The sequence below is a fragment of the Streptomyces sp. NBC_00448 genome, assembly GCF_036014115.1.
Lineage (GTDB): Bacteria > Actinomycetota > Actinomycetes > Streptomycetales > Streptomycetaceae > Actinacidiphila.
In genome coordinates this window covers 7,318,292-7,337,361 of record NZ_CP107913.1, presented here as the reverse complement: position 1 = coordinate 7,337,361, position 19,070 = coordinate 7,318,292, and the positions used below count along the sequence as shown (strand labels likewise).

17 protein-coding genes are annotated in these 19,070 nt (G+C 71.3%); 3 read left to right on the top strand and 14 right to left on the bottom strand.

From position 1 onward, the window contains the following. Positions 1–2 precede the first annotated feature (2 nt). The 4 genes from OG370_RS31670 to OG370_RS31655 form a co-directional block, all read right to left on the bottom strand. Positions 3–506 (bottom strand): DUF485 domain-containing protein, encoded by a 504-nt coding sequence (locus OG370_RS31670; RefSeq protein ID WP_328470274.1) that lies wholly within the window; start codon positions 504–506, stop codon positions 3–5. A gap of 94 nt (positions 507–600) precedes the next feature. Further along, complete coding sequence (locus OG370_RS31665) at positions 601–1,260, bottom strand: response regulator (RefSeq protein WP_443060780.1); 660 nt, start codon at positions 1,258–1,260, stop codon at positions 601–603. Then, positions 1,257–2,411, bottom strand: coding sequence for a sensor histidine kinase (locus OG370_RS31660; protein WP_328470272.1), 1,155 nt, complete (start codon positions 2,409–2,411; stop codon positions 1,257–1,259). Before OG370_RS31660 ends, OG370_RS31665 begins: the two co-directional genes overlap by 4 nt. After that, complete coding sequence (locus OG370_RS31655) at positions 2,408–2,887, bottom strand: DUF1453 domain-containing protein (RefSeq protein ID WP_328470270.1); 480 nt, start codon at positions 2,885–2,887, stop codon at positions 2,408–2,410. Before OG370_RS31655 ends, OG370_RS31660 begins: the two co-directional genes overlap by 4 nt. Before the next feature lie 227 nt (positions 2,888–3,114). On the opposite strand from OG370_RS31655, the gene OG370_RS31650 reads away from it, so the two are divergent. Further along, a complete protein-coding gene (locus OG370_RS31650) occupies positions 3,115–3,309 on the top strand; it encodes a hypothetical protein (RefSeq protein WP_328470268.1) in 195 nt (64 codons plus the stop codon). A 114-nt stretch (positions 3,310–3,423) separates the two neighbouring features. On the opposite strand, the gene OG370_RS31645 is transcribed toward OG370_RS31650, so the two are convergent. Next, positions 3,424–5,544 carry a DNA gyrase/topoisomerase IV subunit B gene (locus OG370_RS31645; protein WP_328470266.1) on the bottom strand — a complete coding sequence of 707 codons (2,121 nt, stop codon included), beginning with the start codon at positions 5,542–5,544 and terminating at the stop codon, positions 3,424–3,426. Between the two features lie 405 nt (positions 5,545–5,949). Here OG370_RS31645 and OG370_RS31640 point away from each other — a divergent pair, with 405 nt between their 5' ends. Then, a complete protein-coding gene (locus OG370_RS31640) occupies positions 5,950–6,180 on the top strand; it encodes a DUF7455 domain-containing protein (protein WP_103884849.1) in 231 nt (76 codons plus the stop codon). 224 nt (positions 6,181–6,404) lie between these two features. Here OG370_RS31640 and OG370_RS31635 read toward each other — a convergent pair whose 3' ends face one another. The 7 genes from OG370_RS31635 to OG370_RS31605 form a co-directional block, all read right to left on the bottom strand. Beyond that, the gene (locus OG370_RS31635) at positions 6,405–7,241 is read right to left on the bottom strand and encodes a S1 family peptidase (RefSeq protein WP_328470262.1); all 837 of its coding nucleotides are present in this window, start codon (positions 7,239–7,241) and stop codon (positions 6,405–6,407) included. A gap of 137 nt (positions 7,242–7,378) precedes the next feature. Then, positions 7,379–8,935, bottom strand: a complete 1,557-nt coding sequence (locus tag OG370_RS31630; protein WP_328470260.1) for an RNA polymerase sigma factor — start codon at positions 8,933–8,935, stop codon at positions 7,379–7,381. A gap of 264 nt (positions 8,936–9,199) precedes the next feature. Further along, a complete protein-coding gene (locus OG370_RS31625; protein WP_328470258.1) occupies positions 9,200–10,111 on the bottom strand; it encodes a FadR/GntR family transcriptional regulator in 912 nt (303 codons plus the stop codon). A gap of 105 nt (positions 10,112–10,216) precedes the next feature. Continuing rightward, positions 10,217–11,989 (bottom strand): ATP-binding cassette domain-containing protein, encoded by a 1,773-nt coding sequence (locus OG370_RS31620; RefSeq protein WP_328470256.1) that lies wholly within the window; start codon positions 11,987–11,989, stop codon positions 10,217–10,219. Between the two features lie 51 nt (positions 11,990–12,040). Next, entirely contained in the window at positions 12,041–12,775 is a 735-nt protein-coding gene (locus OG370_RS31615) for an NUDIX hydrolase (protein ID WP_328470254.1), read from the bottom strand. A 201-nt stretch (positions 12,776–12,976) separates the two neighbouring features. Continuing rightward, positions 12,977–14,170, bottom strand: a complete 1,194-nt coding sequence (locus OG370_RS31610; RefSeq protein WP_328470252.1) for a DUF4192 domain-containing protein — start codon at positions 14,168–14,170, stop codon at positions 12,977–12,979. Between the two features lie 246 nt (positions 14,171–14,416). Beyond that, a complete protein-coding gene (locus OG370_RS31605; protein WP_328470250.1) occupies positions 14,417–16,576 on the bottom strand; it encodes a RecQ family ATP-dependent DNA helicase in 2,160 nt (719 codons plus the stop codon). 342 nt (positions 16,577–16,918) lie between these two features. On the opposite strand from OG370_RS31605, the gene OG370_RS31600 reads away from it, so the two are divergent. Next, on the top strand, positions 16,919–17,515 hold the full coding sequence (locus tag OG370_RS31600) for a hypothetical protein (protein ID WP_328470248.1): 597 nt from the start codon (positions 16,919–16,921) through the stop codon (positions 17,513–17,515). 151 nt (positions 17,516–17,666) lie between these two features. On the opposite strand, the gene OG370_RS31595 is transcribed toward OG370_RS31600, so the two are convergent. Both OG370_RS31595 and OG370_RS31590 read right to left on the bottom strand, forming a co-directional pair. Then, positions 17,667–18,323, bottom strand: coding sequence for a hypothetical protein (locus OG370_RS31595; RefSeq protein WP_328470246.1), 657 nt, complete (start codon positions 18,321–18,323; stop codon positions 17,667–17,669). 54 nt (positions 18,324–18,377) lie between these two features. After that, positions 18,378–19,064: a ribonuclease HII gene (locus OG370_RS31590; protein WP_328470244.1), complete on the bottom strand. Its 687-nt coding sequence runs from the start codon at positions 19,062–19,064 to the stop codon at positions 18,378–18,380. Positions 19,065–19,070: the final 6 nt, after the last annotated feature.

Genomic DNA, 19,070 nt, shown 5'->3' with positions numbered 1-19,070 from the left:
TGTCACCGCACCCGCTCCTGCCCGGTCCTGGTGGCCAACGTCCACCGGAGGTCCAGTGCCGCCCGGTCCCGCCGCAGCCGCGCGTGCCGCGCATACGCCCACGTCAGGAGGAAAGTCGTCGCGAACTGCGCCAGCCCCGCGACCATCGCCACATTCAGCTCACCCGCCACCCGCCGGGCCATCAGCCCCGGCGCGGTGGTCGCCGCCACCACGTAGACCAGATACCAGGTGACAAACGCCGCCACCGCCGGAAACGCGAACCCCCGGTAGCTGTCCCGCACTTCCCCGAACGTCGCGCTGCGCTGGACCTCCAGGTACACCGCCGCCCGGATGGCCGCCTCGTCCTCGCGACGCGCCCGTGGCATCTCCGCGGGCGGCTCCGCCTGTTCTCTGTCCGCGCCCGGACCGGCATCCGGCTCCGGCAGCCACTGCCGTGCCACCGCGGTCTGCCGCCACGGGCTGTCCACCCCCAGCGTCCCCGGGTCTCCCCCGCCGTGCTCGTCCACCGAACTCTCCTCGATCCACCGGCCGGTCGGCCGTGCGCCCAATCATGGACAGAGCGGGAAGATCCAGGTCCAACAAGCCGAAACCTTCACACCATCAGGTGATCCCGTGCCGGTAGGCGTATCCCACAGCCTGAGCCCGATCGCGTGCCCCGGTCTTGGCAAACAGGTTGTTGATGTGCGTCTTTACGGTGGCCATGCTCACGTGCAGCCGCTCGGCGATCTCCGTGTTGGACAACCCCTCCGCCACCAGTGCCAACACCTCCGCCTCCCGTATCGTCAGCCCGTCGGGCAACTCCTCTCCCTCCTGCCGCAACGGGCCCACCGCCGCGCGTTCACCCTGCGCCAGCACATCCAGCACCCGGCGCTGCACCGACGACGACAACCCCGCCCGGCCCGCCGTCACATCGGCGATGGCCCGGGCGATCTCCTCCCCGCCCGCGTCCTTCGTCAGATACCCCCGCGCCCCAGCCCGCAGCGCCGGGAACAACGAGTCGTCGTCCGCGTACGTCGTCAGCACCACCACCTGCGTCCCCGGGTGCTGCGCCCGAATCCGCCGGGTCGCCTCCACCCCGTCGCAGCGGGGCATCCGCAGATCCATCAGCACCACGTCCGGCCGCTGCTCCGCCACCAGCCGCACCGCCTCCTCTCCATCTCCTGCCGCTCCCACCACGTCGATGCCAGGGAGCAGCCCCAGCAACATCACGATTCCTTCGCGTACCACCGTCTGGTCGTCCGCGACCACCACCCGCGTCACGCGGGCACCCGCAAGCGCACCACGAAGCCCTCCTCTGCCGGTCCGGCGTCCAACGCGCCGCCCAGCAGTTCGGCGCGCTCCCGCATCCCTCGAAGACCGTAGCCCGATCCGGAGACCCCCAAAGAGTTATCCACAGGCGATCGGCCGCCGAAGTCGCGGAACTCCAACTCCACCTCCTTCGGCCGGTACTCCAGGCGGAGCACGACTTCCGCTCCCGGCGCGTGCTTGCGCACGTTCGTGATCGCCTCCTGCGCGACTCTCCGCACCGCGAGCCCGGCCTCCGCCGGCAGTTGCCGCGGCTCCCCGTCCACCTCCAACCGTGCTCCCTCCGACGCCACCAGTTCCCGCAGGAACTCCTCCACCGGCGCCATGTCCCCGCGCAGCGCGGACAGCGCCTGCCTCGTCTCGGCCAGCCCTTCCCGTGCCATCCGCCGGGCCGCCACCACCCGCTCCAGCACCACCTCCCGCTCCACCCCCCGCTCGACCAGCAGCCGGGTGGCCTCCAAGTGGACCGCCTGCGCGGACAGGCTGTGCGCGAGCACGTCATGGATCTCCCGGGCGATCCTGGCCCGCTCGGCGAGCGCCGCTGTCTCCGCCTCGGCCTTCCGCGCGGCCCGCTCCTGGACGAGCAGCCGATGGGTGTTCCCGCGCGCCTCCGCGTCCAACCGCACGGTGTAGCCCACGAGCGACAGTCCGAGCGCGGTCAGCGTCGTCACCAGCCAGTTGTCACCGCTGTCGAACAGCGCGAAGACCGTCAACGCGACCGCCGCCACCGGAAGCCCCGCGGCCAGCGGCAGCCGCTCCAGCGCCAGCACCGCGCAGCCGCACCACAGCATCACCGCGGGAAGAGTCGCGTCCAGGCCCGCCGCGATGGCGCCTCCTGCCACCAGCAGCGCGAGCATGCCCAACGCCAGCCACAGCCGGTGCCGCAGAGTGGTCCGGAAGTAGCACCACACCACCCCGTACAGGACCAGCACCCCAAGGCACGCGCCCAGGGTCTCCCAAGGGCTCAGTTCGCCTCTGGCGATGATCCCCCACATCGCGGCGGCCGCCAGGACCAGCCGGATGCCCCGCCCGATCCTGCGCCGGGCCCGTGGCCGAATCTCACGGGACAGCGCCTCCTGAGAGGGCCAGGACGTCCAGGTGCTCATGAGGTCGTACGGTACGACGGCCCCAGGCTCTGGGCTCGCCAGAAGAGCACCCCGCTGCGTATGAGCAGTGTCGCGGCGACCGCGAGCAGCACCGAGGACGAGCTCTGGTGCACGCCCACCGCGGACGCGACCGCGTAGAGCCCCACGCGTACGGCTATGCCCAGCACCCATACCGCCAGGGTCGCCTTGGTGCCCTTCGCCATCACCCGGCCGTCGGACTCGGTCCACAGGTGGGTGGTCATGGCCCAGACGATCCCCATCACGGCACCGACCACCAACTCCGCGGCGAGCAGCGTCACGGCGGCATGCTCATGTTGCCCGTCGATCAGGCCGCCTCCGTCCCGTATCGCCAACACGAGCAGAACAGCGGGCATGAGCCACCACCGGCCGCCCCCGACGGCACGGGGCCTGAGCTGGCGGGCGAGCACCACCCCGATGACCGCGAGGATCACCAGCGCGTTGACCAGACCGGACATGGCAGTTGCCTCCGAAGGGCGATTCGACGATGGGCTATGTCCTCGAATCTACGGAAATCCACTGGTCAGCGGATCAAGCCGTGGGTTGAAAAACGTTCTCCACCCGGGGGTGGAGAACGGGCCGGCCCGGGTTGAGCACAGCCGGCGGCCGAGCCGTTCGAGCGGGTCCGACGCGGTCTCTCACGCGCCTCACCGCGCAGGTGCGCCGGCGGGACAGGATGACAGCCATGCCTCTGGAACTGGGCGCCTCCCAGGCGCGGACGGACGCGGAGTTCGCCGCCGTCCTGACCGCACTGGGCGCGCAACTCGGCGACGCAGCCGACGAGGGCCCCGGCTACTGGGGCAAGAACCTGTCCTACGAGACGATCGGCCTGCTCGACGTCATCGCCGACGCCTGCGCCAAGCTCCGCGCGGGGAAGTGAGGATCGGGCCCGGCGAAGAGGTCCGCCGCGACCGCGCGCGACCGCCCCCTCCCGCGTTGACGGGGAGCGGGCGGGCGCGTGTGGCGGGTGGCGGAACGCTCGTACGGCCGCGGGTCAGACGTCGATCCGCGCGCGGTCCAGGGTCGAGGCGGAACTGGAGATGAACTCCTTGCGCGGCGCGACCTCATTGCCCATCAGAAGGTCGAACGCCTGCTCCGCGGCTTCGAGATCGCTGATGTTGATCCGGCGCAGGGTGCGGTGGCGCGGGTCCATCGTGGTCTCGGCCAGCTGGTTGGCGTCCATCTCGCCGAGGCCCTTGTAGCGTTGGATGCTGTCCTTGTAGCGGACGTTGCGCCGGTTGAGGTCCTGGAGGGTCTGGCGAAGTTCGGCGTCGGAGTAGGTGTACAGGTACTTGTCCTGCCCCTTCTTGGGCTGGACGAGCTCGATCCGGTGCAGCGGGGGGACGGCGGAGAAGACCCGGCCCTCCTCGACCATGGCGCGCATGTAGCGCTGGAAGAGCGTCAGCAGGAGGCAGCGGATGTGGGCGCCGTCGACATCGGCGTCGGCCAGGAAGATCACCTTGCCGTAGCGCGCCTGGTCGATGTCGAAGGTGCGACCGGAGCCGGCTCCTATCACCTGGATGATCGCCCCGCACTCGGCGTTCTTGAGCATGTCCGAGACGGAGGACTTCTGCACGTTGAGGATCTTGCCGCGGATCGGCAGGAGCGCCTGGAACTCCGAGTTGCGCGCCAGCTTGGCGGTGCCGAGCGCCGAGTCGCCCTCGACGATGAACAGTTCGCTGCGCTCGACGTTGTCGCTGCGGCAGTCGGCGAGCTTGGCGGGCAGCGAGGAGGTCTCCAGCGCGGTCTTCCTGCGCTGCGCCTCCTTGTGCTGCCGGGCGGCGATCCGGGTCCTGGCCGCGGCGACGGCCTTCTCCAGGACGGCCCGGGCCTGGCCCTTGGTGTCGCGCCGGGTGGAGGTCAGGAAGTCCTTGAGCTCCTTGGCCACCACGGCGGCCACGATCCGGTTCGCCGCCGAGGTGCCCAGCACCTCCTTGGTCTGCCCCTCGAATTGCGGCTCGGCCAGCCGGACGGTGACCACCGCCGTCAGCCCCTCCATCGCGTCGTCCTTGACGATGTCGTCCTCGGCGACGCGCAGCAGTTTGGTGGCGCGCAGCACCTCGTTGACCGTCTTGGCGACCGACCGCTCGAATCCGGTCACATGGGTGCCGCCCTTGGGCGTCGCGATGATGTTCACGAACGACTTGAGCGAGGTGTCGTAACCGGTGCCCCAGCGCAGCGCGATGTCGACACCGAGTTCGCGGGTGACCTCGGTGGGGGTCATGTGTCCGCGGTCGTCGAGTACGGGGACGGTCTCCTTGAAGGTGCCGCTGCCGGTCAGCCGCTGCACGTCGCAGATCGGCTTGTCGGGGGCGAGGTACTCGCAGAACTCGCTGATGCCGCCGTCGTAGTGGAAGACGTCCTCGACCGGCTTGTCCTCCTCGATGCCGCGCTCATCGCGCACCACGATGGTCAGACCGGGGACGAGGAACGCGGTCTGCCGGGCGCGCTGGTGGAGGTTGTCCAGGGAGAGCTTGGCGTCCTTAAGGAAGATCTGCCGGTCGGCCCAGTACCGCACCCTGGTGCCGGTGCGGGTGCGGGGGATCTTCTTGGTGCGGGTCACGCCGCTGGCCGGCTCGAAGGGCGCGTCGGGGCCGGACTCGGTGAAGATCCCGGGGACACCGCGGCGGAAGCTGATGCTGTGGGTGTGGCCGCCGCGGTCCACTTCGACGTCCAGGCGCGCGGACAGCGCGTTGACCACCGAGGCGCCGACGCCGTGCAGACCGCCGGAGGCGGCGTAGGAGCCGCCACCGAACTTGCCGCCGGCGTGCAGCTTGGTCATGACGACCTCGACACCGGACAGGCCGGTCTTCGGCTCGACGTCGACCGGGATGCCGCGGCCGTTGTCACGGACCTCGATGGACCCGTCGGAGTGCAGCACGACCTCGATCTTGTCGCCATGGCCGCCCAGCGCCTCGTCGACGGAGTTGTCGATGATCTCCCAGACGCAGTGCATCAGTCCGCGACTGTCGGTCGACCCGATGTACATACCGGGTCGCTTGCGGACGGCCTCGAGACCTTCGAGGACGAGGAGGTGCCGCGCGGTGTAATTGGAACCGTCACGATCTGCGCCCGTCAGCAGCGCGGCGGGCGGCACGGATGTTTCGGCGGTCACGCGGGCAGCTCCTCGGTCAAGATATTCAGCCGTGTCGGTGAGAGGGTACCGATGCGGGGCAGGTGGACACTGCCGCGACCCGGCATCTGGATGGTTCATCCTAGTCCTCGTCGAGCAGGCGTTCGATAACCCGCGCGAGTGATACACATGTCACGTTCCCAAAGAGGCATGAACCATTTAGGCTCCGGGCACGTCCTCTCCAACAACCCGGTTGCCAGCCGGGGGGCGATCCGGACAACAGCTCCACACCCGACATCCGCCGCAATTGACTCCTATTCGCCGCCAATCGGTAACACCCGGTCACACCGAGGACGGTTCCGAGAAAAAGCCGTCAGCGGGAACGTTTTCGGCCTGGTTGGATGTTGACCCTGGTACGACAGCTCGTCGAGCTAGAGAAGAGGCGACGTGACTACTGTTCTGACCCCCGCGAGTCCGCTGACAGCGGGCGACCGCTGCGACCGTTGCGGCGCTCAGGCCTACCTGCGTGTCGTGCTCATCAGCGGCGGAGAGCTGCTCTTCTGCGCGCACCATGGCCGCAAGTTCGAGCCCGAACTGAAGAAGATCGCAGCCGAGATACAGGACGAGACCGGTCGGCTGAACGAGACCCCGGCGTCGACGGGAGACGACGAGCGCTGAGCCTTCAGACCAGCGACGAGTTCGGAGCCGCGGGCGGACGGACCCCTTGAGGGGGTGTCCGCCCGCGGGTTTTCCTGCTCGCCGTCAGGTCCGAGACCCAGCCGGTACGTCTCAGGCCGACCGGTACACCTCCGGACCCATCGGGCGCCCAACAGGGCCGTCGGCTCCCCGACGGTCCCTGTGGCGCGCCGCGACGGGCCATCGGTTCCGTGCGTCGCGCTGCGTCACATGTGCTGTGCGATCAGCGCCTTCATCGCGGACACCCGCGTGTACACACCCGGGTAGTCCGCCATCGCGCAGCCGTTCCCCCATGACACCAGGCCGACCAGCCGGCCGGCGACGACCAGCGGACCGCCGCTGTCGCCCTGGCATGCGTCGCGCCCGCCCTGCTGCGCGCCCGCGCACATCATCGACGCGGGCACATAGCTGCCGACGCTACCGCCCGGGTACGCCTGCTCACACACCGAGTCGGCGAAGACCGTGACGTTCGCGGTACGCAGCGCGGTCGCGTAGTCACCATTGCCGGTGGTGTCCCCCCAGCCGTAGACCTGGGCCTGGGTGCCTGGGCGGTAGGAATCCGTGTCCGAGGGTTCGGCCATCGGGATTGCCGCGCCGTCGGGCAGCGGCTCCGCCAGCGTGATCACCGCGACGTCGTTCGCGTTGGTGGTCTGGTCGAAGTTCGGGTTCACCCACACCTTGGAGAGCCGGAGCTCCTCACCACTGTCACCGCTCAGGTCGGTGCGATCCGCGATGACCCTGAGATCCGGCAACTGCTGCCAGTCGGACACGCCCAGCGCCTCCTTGCCGAAGCAGTGCGCGGCGGTGACCACCGTGCGGGCCCCGACGGCCACGCCGCCGCAGAACTGGCCGGATCGGTCGTCGCCGAAGCGGGAGCGGCTGGACAGGGCCACCACCCAGGGCTCCTGCTGGGTCGTGGTCGGGGTACCGCCCACGACGACCTCGTGGGCCGCTGCCGGGGTGGCGGGCAGCGCCAGCGGCACCACCAGAGCCGGCAGCAGCGCGACTATCGCCGCGATGACGGTACGGACACTGAAACGCATACGGCCTCCTGACCCTGTGAATCACTCTGCATACCCAGAGTCATCGACAGGTCAGGAGGCCGCATCCGCAGAGGCAACCGTCCCAGGGCCGCCCCAGGCGCCGGTTCAGCGCCGGGGGAAGGCCGGGTCGGGGGGCGTCAGTCCAGGTAGTCCCGCAGGACCTGGGACCGCGACGGGTGGCGCAGCTTGGACATCGTCTTCGACTCGATCTGGCGGATGCGCTCGCGCGTCACTCCGTAGACCTTGCCGATCTCGTCCAGCGTCTTGGGCTGCCCGTCGGTGAGGCCGAAGCGCATGGAGACCACGCCCGCCTCGCGCTCCGACAGGGTGTCCAGGACCGAGTGGAGCTGCTCCTGGAGGAGGGTGAAGCTCACCGCGTCGGCGGGCACGACCGCCTCGGAGTCCTCGATCAGGTCACCGAACTCGCTGTCGCCGTCCTCGCCGAGCGGGGTGTGCAGCGAGATGGGCTCACGGCCGTACTTCTGGACCTCGATGACCTTCTCGGGGGTCATGTCGAGTTCCTTGGCCAGCTCCTCCGGGGTGGGCTCGCGGCCCAGGTCCTGGAGCATCTGGCGCTGGACGCGGGCCAGCTTGTTGATGACCTCGACCATGTGCACCGGGATACGGATGGTGCGGGCCTGGTCGGCCATGGCACGGGTGATCGCCTGACGAATCCACCAGGTCGCGTAGGTGGAGAACTTGAAGCCCTTGGTGTAGTCGAACTTCTCGACCGCACGGATCAGGCCGAGGTTGCCCTCCTGGATCAGGTCGAGGAAGAGCATACCGCGGCCGGTGTAGCGCTTGGCCAGCGAGACCACGAGGCGGAGGTTGGCCTCCAGCAGGTGGTTCTTCGCCCAGCGACCGTCCTCGGCGATGATCTCCAGCTCGCGCTTGAGCTTGGGCGCGAGCTTGTCGGCCGCCGCGAGCTTGTCCTCGGCGAACAGGCCGGCCTCGATCCGCTTGGCGAGCTCGACCTCCTGCTCGGCGTTGAGCAGCGGGACCTTGCCGATCTGCTTCAGGTAGTCCTTGACCGGGTCGGCGGTGGCGCCGGCGACGGCGACCTGCTGGGCAGGCGCGTCGTCCTCGTCGTCGTCGGAGAGCACGAAGCTCTCGGACTCCGGCTTCTCGGCATCCTCTTCGCCGCCCTTGCCGGGCGCGGCGTCCTCGATCGACTCGTCCGTCTCGGCGTCGTCACCCGAGGACTTCTTCGCCGTGGCCTTCTTCGCCGTGGCCTTCTTGGCAGCCGACTTCTTGGCCGCGGTCTTCTTCGCGGGCGCCTTCTTGGCTGAGTTCTCCGCCTCCACCGATGGCTCCACCGTGGTCTCGGCCTCGGTCACCGCCTCCGGGGCGGGGGCCTTGGGCGCTACGGTCTTCTTGGCTGGGGCCGCCGTCTTGGTGGCGACCGTCTTGGTGGCAGTACGTTTCGCCGGGCTCTTGGCTGCGACGCTCTTACGGGTGCGCTTGGGCGCCTCTGCGGCGGTCACCATCAGCGTCACACCCTCCTCGTCGAGGACCTGGTTGAGGCTGCGCAGAACGTTCTTCCACTGGGTTGCCGGAATCTGGTCCGCTTCGAACGCCCGACGCACATCGTCGCCGGCGATCTGGCCCTGGGCCTTACCCTGCTCGATGAGCGCCATCAGAGACTCGGATTCGGCGATCTCGGACGGGAGCGTACGGGATGTGCTGGCCGACACGAACAACCTCTCGGAACGATGGGAACGACTGAGTGGTACCGCACAGCGACTCGGCATCAGTCCTGACGCCGAATATTCGGTTGAACATTGCGTGTGCGGCGGCCACCTCTTAAGTCATCGCACTGCCTCGCCAAGCGTTACGCCAAGCTTACGTGGCCCGAGTCACACCCCATAACGTACTGATACATACCAGAACCGGACATCTCGCACACATGGGGCCGCCGCCGACCCCCGGATCGGGGCCCGCGGCGGCTCCCGGGGCGATCAGTTCTTCTCGCGGGGCGCCGGGACGACATGGTCGGCGGCGGGCGCCGCTGCTGCCGGCTCGGACGGCGCGGCCAGCAGCTGGCGCATGGCCGCCTCGGCGGTGCCGCCGTCGCCTTCGGCCAGCGCCTCCACGATCCGGTGGTGCAGGCCGACCGAGGTGTCCCCCGGACGCTCGCAGCCGGTGGCCAGGCCGCCGGAGACGTGCAGGGCGGCCGACACGATGCCGGACAGGTGCTCCAGCATCCGGTTGCCCGCGACCTGGAGCACCAGGGTGTGGAACTCGGCGTCCGCCCGGCTGAAGGTGAGCGAGTCGCCCTGGGCGCTGGCGTGGGCCATGATCTCGGCCATGTCCGCCAGCCGCTGCTGGACGTCCTCGCGGCCGTGGCCGGCCGCCAGCCGGGCGGCGACCGGCTCGATGGTCGCGCGCAGTTCGAGCAGTTCGCGGCGCTGGTCGTCGCGCTGCGGACCGAAGGCACGCCACTCGATGATGTCGGGGTCGAGCAAGTTCCAGTCACTGACTGGGCGGACCCGGGTGCCGACGTTCGGCCGCGCGCTGACGAGGCCCTTGGCCTCGAGCACGCGCAGGGACTCGCGCACCACGGTGCGGGAGACCTCGAAGCGCTGGCCGATCTCCTCGGGGACCAGCGGGCGATCGGCACCCAGGTCGCCCGAGACGATCATCTGACCGAGCTGCTGGACGAGTTGGCCGTGCAGACCACGGCCGCGGCTGCCTCCGGCGCGGCGGCCGACCCGGCTCATGTCAGGCTCCACGCCTTCCCAGGCGTGGAGCCCGGGGCGGTCGGTGCCGGGGGCATCGGTGTACGGATAGCGATCGAGCTCGCCCGAACCGGCGATACCGGAGTCGGCAGAACGGGCCGCGGTCATCATGGAATGCGCAAGGGTACTCACGCATCCTTTGTCGGCGATGCCGAACCCGGCCTTGAGGGCTTTGCTGAAAAGCACACGAAAGGGTGAGCACTCATCACCTGATAATTGACGTTTTTTCTGGAGGATTCACCCATCCTCTCCAGGGAGCGGCGCACTCCCTCCGGTGGACACGGCAGTTGACCGCCGCTCCTGCCGCCGCCCGCGCAACGCGCTTGCCGTGAAAGCGCCGACCAGCACGGTGAGTGACAACGCCAGCCCCAGGAAGAGGGGTTGGCCGACGAGGCGCAGCGCGCCGCTCACGCCCCCGCCACCCTGGGGCACGCCGCTCACCACCGACCACAACGCCTCGCCGGCATCGCCGAGTTCCCTTGCCTGCGGCCCACCGAGCAGGGCACGCACGGCTGGTACGGCGAGCAGCGGCACCGCGAGCACCGCGGACACTCCGAGCGCGGTGGTGCGGAAGACCGCCGCCGCCAGCACCCCGGCCCAGCAGCACCCGACCGCGAGCGCGGCACAGCCGGCCAGCGCGGTGGGGTGGGCGAGCGGGTCCGGTGCATGACCGCGGGGGACGAGCAGCCTGAGGGTGGCGACGTCGACGGCGATGGCCGCTGCGGCGAGCAGCAACGCCGTCACCGCACCGACCACGAGTTTGGCGCCGAGCAGGCGGGGGCTGCGGGGCTCGGGGCCATGGCCGGGGCCGAGTGCCGGGTAGCGGAACTCCTGGCCGTAGCTGAGCGCGCCGAGCAGTCCGGCCCCGATCGCCGCCGCGGGCAGGGGTAGTTCAGGCGCCCAGCCCGACAGCAAGTGCAGGGCCGAGCTGTGCGCCACTCCGCTCCGGGCGATCAGCACCGCGCCGAGCGCCGAGCACAGCAGCGCGCCGAACACCGTGGGCCAGGGCGTGCGCACGCCGAAGGCGCGACGGGCCTCGTACCCGATCGGGCGGACCGGGCCAGGACGGCGCCCGATGCGCCGCGACCGCCGGTCCTCGGTCCGCTGCCGCGGCACGGCCGCCTCCTCCGGATCGGCCTCGGCCCGCTCCCGGTCGAGCTGGTCGGCACTGGTGTCGGCCAGCTCGTGCAGCAGGATGCCGTGCCGGTAGGCGGTCTCCCCCACCACCGCGGACGTCGTGCCGTACACCGCGATACGGCTGCCGCTCGCGGCGACCACCTCGGCGCCGTCGTCGCTGAGCAGTTCCGCCAGCCGTTGGGCGTAGGGCGACCGCACCGCCACGTAAGGACGCAGCCGGCTGCGCGCGAACTGCGCCGCGGCCTCGTCGGCCACCAGCCGGCCGCCGTCCAGCGCGAGCACGCGGTCGGACGTACGGGCCAGCGCTCCGGCATCCCTGCCGGTGAGCAGGACGGCGCCGCCTTCCGCCGCGTGCCGGCGCACCAGTTCATGGACCCAGGCGGCCTCGCGCGGCAGCAGACCGTGGGCGGGGTCGTCCAGGATCAGGGCGCGCGGACGGGTGAGCAGCGCGACGGCGAAGCCCAGCCGGCGGTCCATGCCGAGGGAGTGCGTGTCGAGCCGCTCGTGCGCCACCGCGTCCAGGCCGACCGCCTCGAGGACCTCGTCGGCGCGCGCGAGCGGCAGTCCGTAGGCGGAGCAGAGCATGCGCAGGTGGCCGCGAGCACTGCGGCGGGGGTGCCCGGGGACGTCGCCGAGCACGGCACCGATCTCGTGGGCGGGGCGGGCCAGTTCGTGCATCGGGCGACCGTCGACGAGGGTGGCGCCGCGGCCCGGCTGCACTCCCAGCAGCAGGCGCAGCGCGGTGGACTTGCCCGAGCCCGCCGGTCCGAGCAGGCCGGTCACCTCGCCCTCCCGCACCTCGAAGGTCAGGTCGGCGACGGCAGGCGGGGTGTTGCGACGGGACAAGCTGGTCAGTCCGATGGCCTGGATCACTCCAACACCATAGCGCTGAAATACCCAATAAAACGGACAAAAGCCCCGAAACTACACCTCCGGTCGGAGCATCGGCGGATTGAGCAGCGCCGCACCCCCGGCCCTGAACAACTGTGCCGGGCGCCCGCCCTGACGGGTCGTCGTGCCTCCGGTCGGCACGAGGAAGCCGACCGTCCCGGTCACCTTGCGATGGAAGTTGCGCGGGTCGAGCGCCACTCCCCACACCGCTTCGTACACCCGCCGCAGCTCCCCGACGGTGAACTCGGGAGGGCAGAAGGCCGTGGCCAGCGAGGAGTACTCGATCTTCGACCGGGCCCGCTCGACCCCGTCGGCGAGGATGCGCCCGTGGTCGAAGGCGAGCGGGGCCGCGTCGCCCGGGTGGTCCTGACCGTTCTCCGCCAGCAGCGTCCCGACCGGTGCCCACCGGGCACTGCGCGCGTCGCCGCCGGCACGAGGCGCCGGCAGGTCCGGCGCGAGCACGAGATGTGCCACGCTGACCACCCTCATCCGCGGGTCGCGCTGCGGATCGCCATAGGTGGCAAGCTGTTCCAGATGGGCGCCGTTCTGGGCGCGCAGCCCCGTCTCCTCGGCCAACTCGCGGGCCGCCGCCTGCGAGAGGTCCTCGTCGTCGCGGACGAAACCACCAGGCAGCGCCCACCGGCCCTGGAACGGAGGCTCGCCCCTGCGCACCGAGAGCGCGCACAGCGCGTGATGTCGCACCGTGAGCACCACCAGGTCGACGGTGACGGCGAAGGGCGGGAAGGCCGACGGGTCGTAGGGCGACATGACGCGATCTTAGTCGTCTCCCTGACGATAAACAGCCGGATCGACTCTCTTGACGATCAGGTGGCGTCAATTCCCAGCCACCGCCCCTGGCGTCCCACGTTCCCCGACCGCCACACGCACCACCCCGCGGGAGCCCTCGTGCGCGCCGCTCGGCGTCCACCCGTCCCATGCGTCGGAGCGGTACGCGGGTCATGAGGGCGGTCACCGGCGGGTCCGGGTACGGCGGTCCCTGGGCGCGCGATGGTCGGGGCCTCGGCCCGCAGAGCCGGTCGGCCCGCGGCGGGTGGCGGCCCTGCCGAGCACACGCTTGCGGCGTTCCTCGCGCAGGGTGCGCCGCAGCAACTCAGGGTCCAGGCCCTCGTTGACGGAGGTGTGCAGCAGCCGGGCGAACGTGTAGTTCGGATCGAGGTCGAGCGCCATCCGCAGGGCGACGCGGGCCTCGGCCTCGTCCCCTGTCGACCATGCGACCCATCCGGTGAGGGTGAGCGGCGCGACCGCGTGCTCCTGATACGGACCGACGCAGCGGCGAGCCAGCGCCCGCCACAACCGCACGGCCGCGTCCGCCTGCCCGGGCTCCGCCCACTCCGCGGCGCGGTCGCGGGCGGCCTTGTCCTGGAGGCCGAGGATCACGGTGGCCGCCTCGTCGTCGGCCAGCAGAGCGTCGTCCTGCTCGTCGGACCTGACCGCGTCATCGAGCCGCGGCACGGCCCGGAGCCGCTCCAGCGCCGCGCGGGCCAGCCCGAGTGTGCGGCGACGCGTCTCCTCGACGCGGTTGTCGGCCAGCATCCGCGGCAGCACCTCGGCGCAGGCGATGTCCAGCGCGATCTCCCGCTGGTGGTCGCGGACCGCCGCCGGCCTGAGCCGGGCCTCGATGTCCCGCAGTGAGCCGGGAGTCGGAAGCCCCGCGTATGCGGCAGTGGCGGCCATGGCGGTGCTGCCCGGCGCCGGAAGAGCGGTGCCCTCGGCCGGTGACGGTGCGCGGTCCGGCAGGCAGTAGGACCACCAGCGCCCGGCCGACACGCACAGCGCCTCCACCACCGGCACGTCCAACTCTCCGCAGGCGAGCCGCAGTCGCTGGGCGAGGGGCCGCAGCCGCTCCATCACGTCCGACGGCCGCTCGCCCTCGGACGGGTCCTGGCAGAGGAAGACCACGACCGCGTCGGGGTGTCCGCCGCGGCGGGCGCTGTTCCGCACCAGGCACTCGGCGAGATGGCCGGCGCTGATCGACCAGTCAGCCGGATTCTCCGGCAGGCTCACCCGCAGCCTCCCGCCGAAGCGGCCGTGCTCCCCGTGCAGTGCCACGAGGACCAGGCTGTCCGTCGGTTGGAAGCCGAGCAGATAGGGCAGCGCGTCCGCGAGTTCGCCCGGGCCGCGCAGCGTGACCTTGACCTCCATCGGTCCATCCGATGACTGTCCGTGCTGAATTTCGTCGCTCTGTGTCATGACTCGACGATGACGCATGGGCCGACTCTCCCGCGGGAGATCACCCGTTCGGCTGTGGACAACGCAGGCGGGACCCGACGCACGCACGACCGGACACCTACGAGGCCCAACGCCCGGTCCTCAGCGCTCAGCCCCCAGCACTCATCCCGAACCCCCGGCACCCGGCACCCGGCACCCGGCACCCGCCTGAGCCCCGGATCAGCCTGCCGCAGCGAGGACCAACGGAAGCACCTCACCGCTGCCCGCCTGACGCAGCAAGCGCGCAGCGACCGCGAGGGTCCACCCGGAGTCGGTGGAGTCGTCCACCAGCAGAACGGCCCCTGGAGCGCTCGCCAGGGCAGCGGCCAGCTCCTCGGAGACGGTGAACGCGCCGGACAGCGCCCGCAACCGCTGGGCGGAGTTGCTACGGCGTGCCGCGTGCGCCCCGCTCGCCCCGGTGTACGTCAGGCTGCCCAGGAAGGGGAGGCGGCCGACGTTCGCGATCCCCTCGGCAAGGGAGCCGACCAGTTCCGGGCGGGCCAGCGACGGGACGGCGACGACCCCGACCGGCCGGGCCGAAGCGTCCGGGGCGTCCGTCGCCCAGCCGCCGGGAGAACGGGCCCAGTCGGCGAGGACGGCCACGGCGGCCCGCAGGACCTCGTCGGGCACCGGTCCGTCGGGCGCGTCCTCGGCCAGCAACGGCCGCAGCCGGTTGCCCCAGCCGATGTCCGACAGCCTGCCCAGCGCGCGCCCGGCCGAGCACTGCTCCTTGGCCGGAATGCGCCCCTTGAGCTCGATGCCGAGCGCGGCCATCCCCGTCGGCCACATCCGGCGGGGTTCGATCTCCACCCCGGGACGGTCCAGTTCCTTCGCCGCCCCCGTCAACGCCCCGGCCGAAACGGAGGAATCGACCCACGCCCCCGCGCAGTTGTCGCAACGGCCGCAAGGGACCGCCCCTTCGTCGTCCAGCTGCCGGCGCAGGAACTCCATCCGGCACCGAGGCGTGCTCACGTAGTCGCGCATGGCCTGCTGCTCGGCCGAACGCTGCCGGGCCACCCACGCGTAGCGCTCCTCGTCGTACGCCCACTCCGCGCCCGTCGCCGCCCAGCCGCCCTTCACCCGCTTGACCGCGCCGTCGACGTCCAGCACCTTCAGCATCGTCTCCAGCCGGCCGCGCCGGAGGTCCACCGCGGCTTCCAGGGCCGGCACGGACAGCGGCCTCCCCGCCTCGGCGAGAGCCGCGAGGGTCTGCCGGACCTGCGCCTCCGCCGGGAAGGCGGTGTCGGCGAAGTAGCGCCAGATGGCCTCGTCCTCCCTGCCAGGAAGCAGCAGCACGTCGGCGTGCGCCACTCCGCGCCCCGCACGGCCCACCTGCTGGTAGTAGGCGATCGGCGAGGAGGGCGAGCCGAGGTGGACCACGAAACCCAGGTCCGGTTTGTCGTAGCCCATGCCCAGCGCCGATGTCGCGACCAGGGCCTTGACCCGGTTCTCCTGCAGGTCAACCTCGGCCTGTAGGCGCTCGGCGTTCTCCGTCTTCCCGGTGTACGAGGCCACCTCGAAGCCGCGCTGCCGCAGGAACGCGGTGGCCTCCTCGGCCGCGGCGACGGTGAGCGTGTAGATGATTCCCGAGCCCGGCAGTTCGTCCAGGTGCTCGGCGAGCCAGGCCAGCCGGTGTGCGGCGTCCGGCAGCCGGACCACGCCCAGCCGCAGGCTCTCGCGTTCGAGCGTGCCCCGGAGCACCAGCGCCTCACCGGCTCCGGTGCCCAACTGCTCGGCCACGTCCGCGGTCACGCGCGCGTTGGCGGTCGCGGTGGTCGCCAGTACCGGCACGCCCGCCGGCAGCTCGGCAAGCATGGCCCGCAACCGGCGGTAGTCGGGGCGGAAGTCGTGACCCCAGTCGGAGATGCAGTGCGCCTCGTCGACCACCAGCAGACCGGTCGTGGCCGCGAGCTTGGGCAGCACCTGATCACGGAAGTCGACCGAATTGAGCCGCTCGGGACTCACCAGCAGGACGTCCGTCTCCCCGCGCTCGACCTCTGCGTAGATCGTTTCCCACTCCTCCGGGTTGGCCGAGTTGATGGTCCGCGCCTGGATACCGGCGCGCGCGGCCGCCTCGACCTGGTTGCGCATCAGCGCCAGCAGCGGCGAGATGATCACCGTGGGGCCGGACCCGCGCCGGCGCAGCAGCGCCGTGGCGACGAAGTACACCGCCGACTTGCCCCAGCCGGTGCGCTGCACCACCAGCGCACGCCGGCGCTCCTCCACCAGCGCCGCCACCGCCTGCCACTGGTCCTCCCGCAGCCGCGCCGAACCCTCCGGGCCGCCCACCAGCTCGGCAAGGATCGCATCGGCTTCCGCACGCAGCTCCTGGTTGCTCATGTCCCCATGCAACCCCACAACACCGACAACGTCCCAATCCCACGCCCCGGCGACGCGCTCCGGCCCTGACCGACCCGCCGGCCCCCGACAGCGGGAGATCGCTGCCGCGCACCGGGGCCGCTGCCGCGTTCCCGCTGGTCCCGGCGGGTGTCGGACCGAGTCGATCGGCCGGATGGGATCTATCCGGCGGACACTGCCATACCGGTCGTTGCCACCAATTGCCCGTTGCCGCATGGCAGTACGAGAGGAAGAATTGGCGATGGATTCCCGATCGGCTCTCCGAGCCCCTTGACCGGCGTGCGCCCGCGCCCGGTCTACGGGTGCATCCGTGAAGGGAGGACCGTGACCATCGGGTTCGTTCCTGAGACCTCGTCCGCCGGTTCCCCCCGGGTGTCGCGCAGCGTCGAGCCGGCCGAGTGGGCCGGCAGCGGAGTGCCGATGCTGGCCAGCCCGCGCGACGTCATCAAGGACCTGCACGCCAGGCATCTGCCCACGCCGGCGACCGCCGTGGTCGCGGTCTACGACCCGGACGGACGGATCAGGGCCAGCGCCTCGTTCACCGGTCGCGGCGGAGTCCTGGACGGCTGGGAACGCCGCAACGCCCTGCTCTCCCACCTGCGCCGGGTCATCCCCCACGACCTGCGGCTGCGCCACCCGGTGCGGGTCGCGGTCCTCATGGTCTGCCGGGACGGCGGTCCGGAGTGGACCGCGGAGGACGGCGCCTGGATGTGGGGCCTACGCGACGCCTGCACGCTGCACGGGCTGCGCTGCGGGTCCTACGTCACCCTCACCGACGACGGGTGGAACGTCATCGGCGAGAGCCGCGCCGGCCGTACGCCCAACGCCCGCTCGGCGACTGCGCTGCGGACGAACCCGCCGGCGCACGCCCCGCTTCCGAGCGGGTCGCCGCTGGCTGGGCGCCAGGCCGCCGTGCGCTGACCGCCCGGCCGGGCGACCGCCTTCGCGGCATAAGCCCGGGTGACCGTCTTCGCGGCAAGCCCGCGCGTCTCCGGCGGGCCGCGTCGCGTCGGCGCAACGACCAGGCCCGGCGGCCGGATGTCCGGCCGCCGCGACCCGCCCAGGCCCTCGGTCAGGCCGTGGCGCCGAGCAACCCGTTGATCCGGGCCGGGTCGCCGCACACGATCAGCAGCACACCGGCACGAGCCAGTGCCTCTGCCAGCGCGCGCGACATCCCTTCGTCGTCACCGCCGTTGAGCGCGACGACCACGACCGGGCGGCCGGTGGCACGGGTGGCGCGGATGTCGGCGTAGAACACGTCGTCGGCCGCGTCGTGCTGGTCCCAGTAGGACGCCTCGCCGAAGGACAGCTCGTGGGCGGCCCAGGGATGCTGCTCGCCGGCGGTCAGCACCAGGATCTCGCCGGGGGCACGGCCGGTGTCCAGCAGGAGGTCAACCGTTTCGTCGGCCGCGTCGATCGCGCCTGCCTCCGGAGCGGGGATGAGCTGGATCTGGGCGGACGTGCCGTCGGTGGAACGCTGCGCGGGCACGGCGGCGGGCGGCGCGGCCGGAGCCGCTGGTCCGGCCTTGCCCGCGGGCCGGTTGGGACCGGGACGGCCGGGACCGACGCCTGCGGCGGCTGCTTCCCTCGACGGCGCGGGGCGCGGTGCCGCAGGTCGCGGCGGGCCGGGGACTGGACGGGGGGTCGACGCATTCCGGCCGGCGGCCGGAGCAGTGCGGGGACCCGGGACGCTCTCGTGAATCTGAGGCTCCTCGGGGGTGAGAGGCATGAGTTGATGTCTATCAAACGAGCTGTGAATGCGCAGCGGGGGGTGGCTCCCCAATCAGAAATCGAAACCGAGTTGTTCCCCTGTGTCTGCGTCGTCCCGCACCTTCTTGAGGTGCTGCCACCGCGGCATCGCGTCCAGATACGACCAGGACAGCCGGTGCTGCGCGGTCGGACCGAGTTCCTCGAGTGCCGCACGGTGCACGGGTGACGGATACCCGGCGTTGTCCCCGAAGGCGAACGGGGCGTATTCCGCGCCGAGTTCGGCCATCGCGGCGTCGCGCCGCACCTTGGCGATCACGGACGCGGCGGCCACCGCGACACATGACTGGTCGCCCTTGATGACGGTCCGCACCTGCCAGGGCCCGCCCAGGTAGTTGTGCTTGCCGTCCAGGATGACCGCGTCCGGCCGCTCGGGCAGCGCCTCCAGGGCGCGTCCCGCCGCAAGCCGCAGGGCCGCCGTCATGCCGAGGCTGTCGATCTCCTCGGGCGACGCGTGGCCGAGTGCATAGGACGTCACCCAGTCGGCGAGAAGAGCGGCCAGCTTGGTCCGCCGCTTGGGGGTGATCAGCTTGGAGTCGGTCAGGCCCTCGGGCGGGCGGCGCAGTCCGGTGACCGCCGCGCACACCGTGACCGGCCCGGCCCACGCGCCACGCCCCACCTCGTCCACACCAGCGACGGTGCGTACGCCGAGGGTGGCGCGCATCGAACGCTCGACGGTGTGGGTGGGCGGTACGTACGGCATGACACG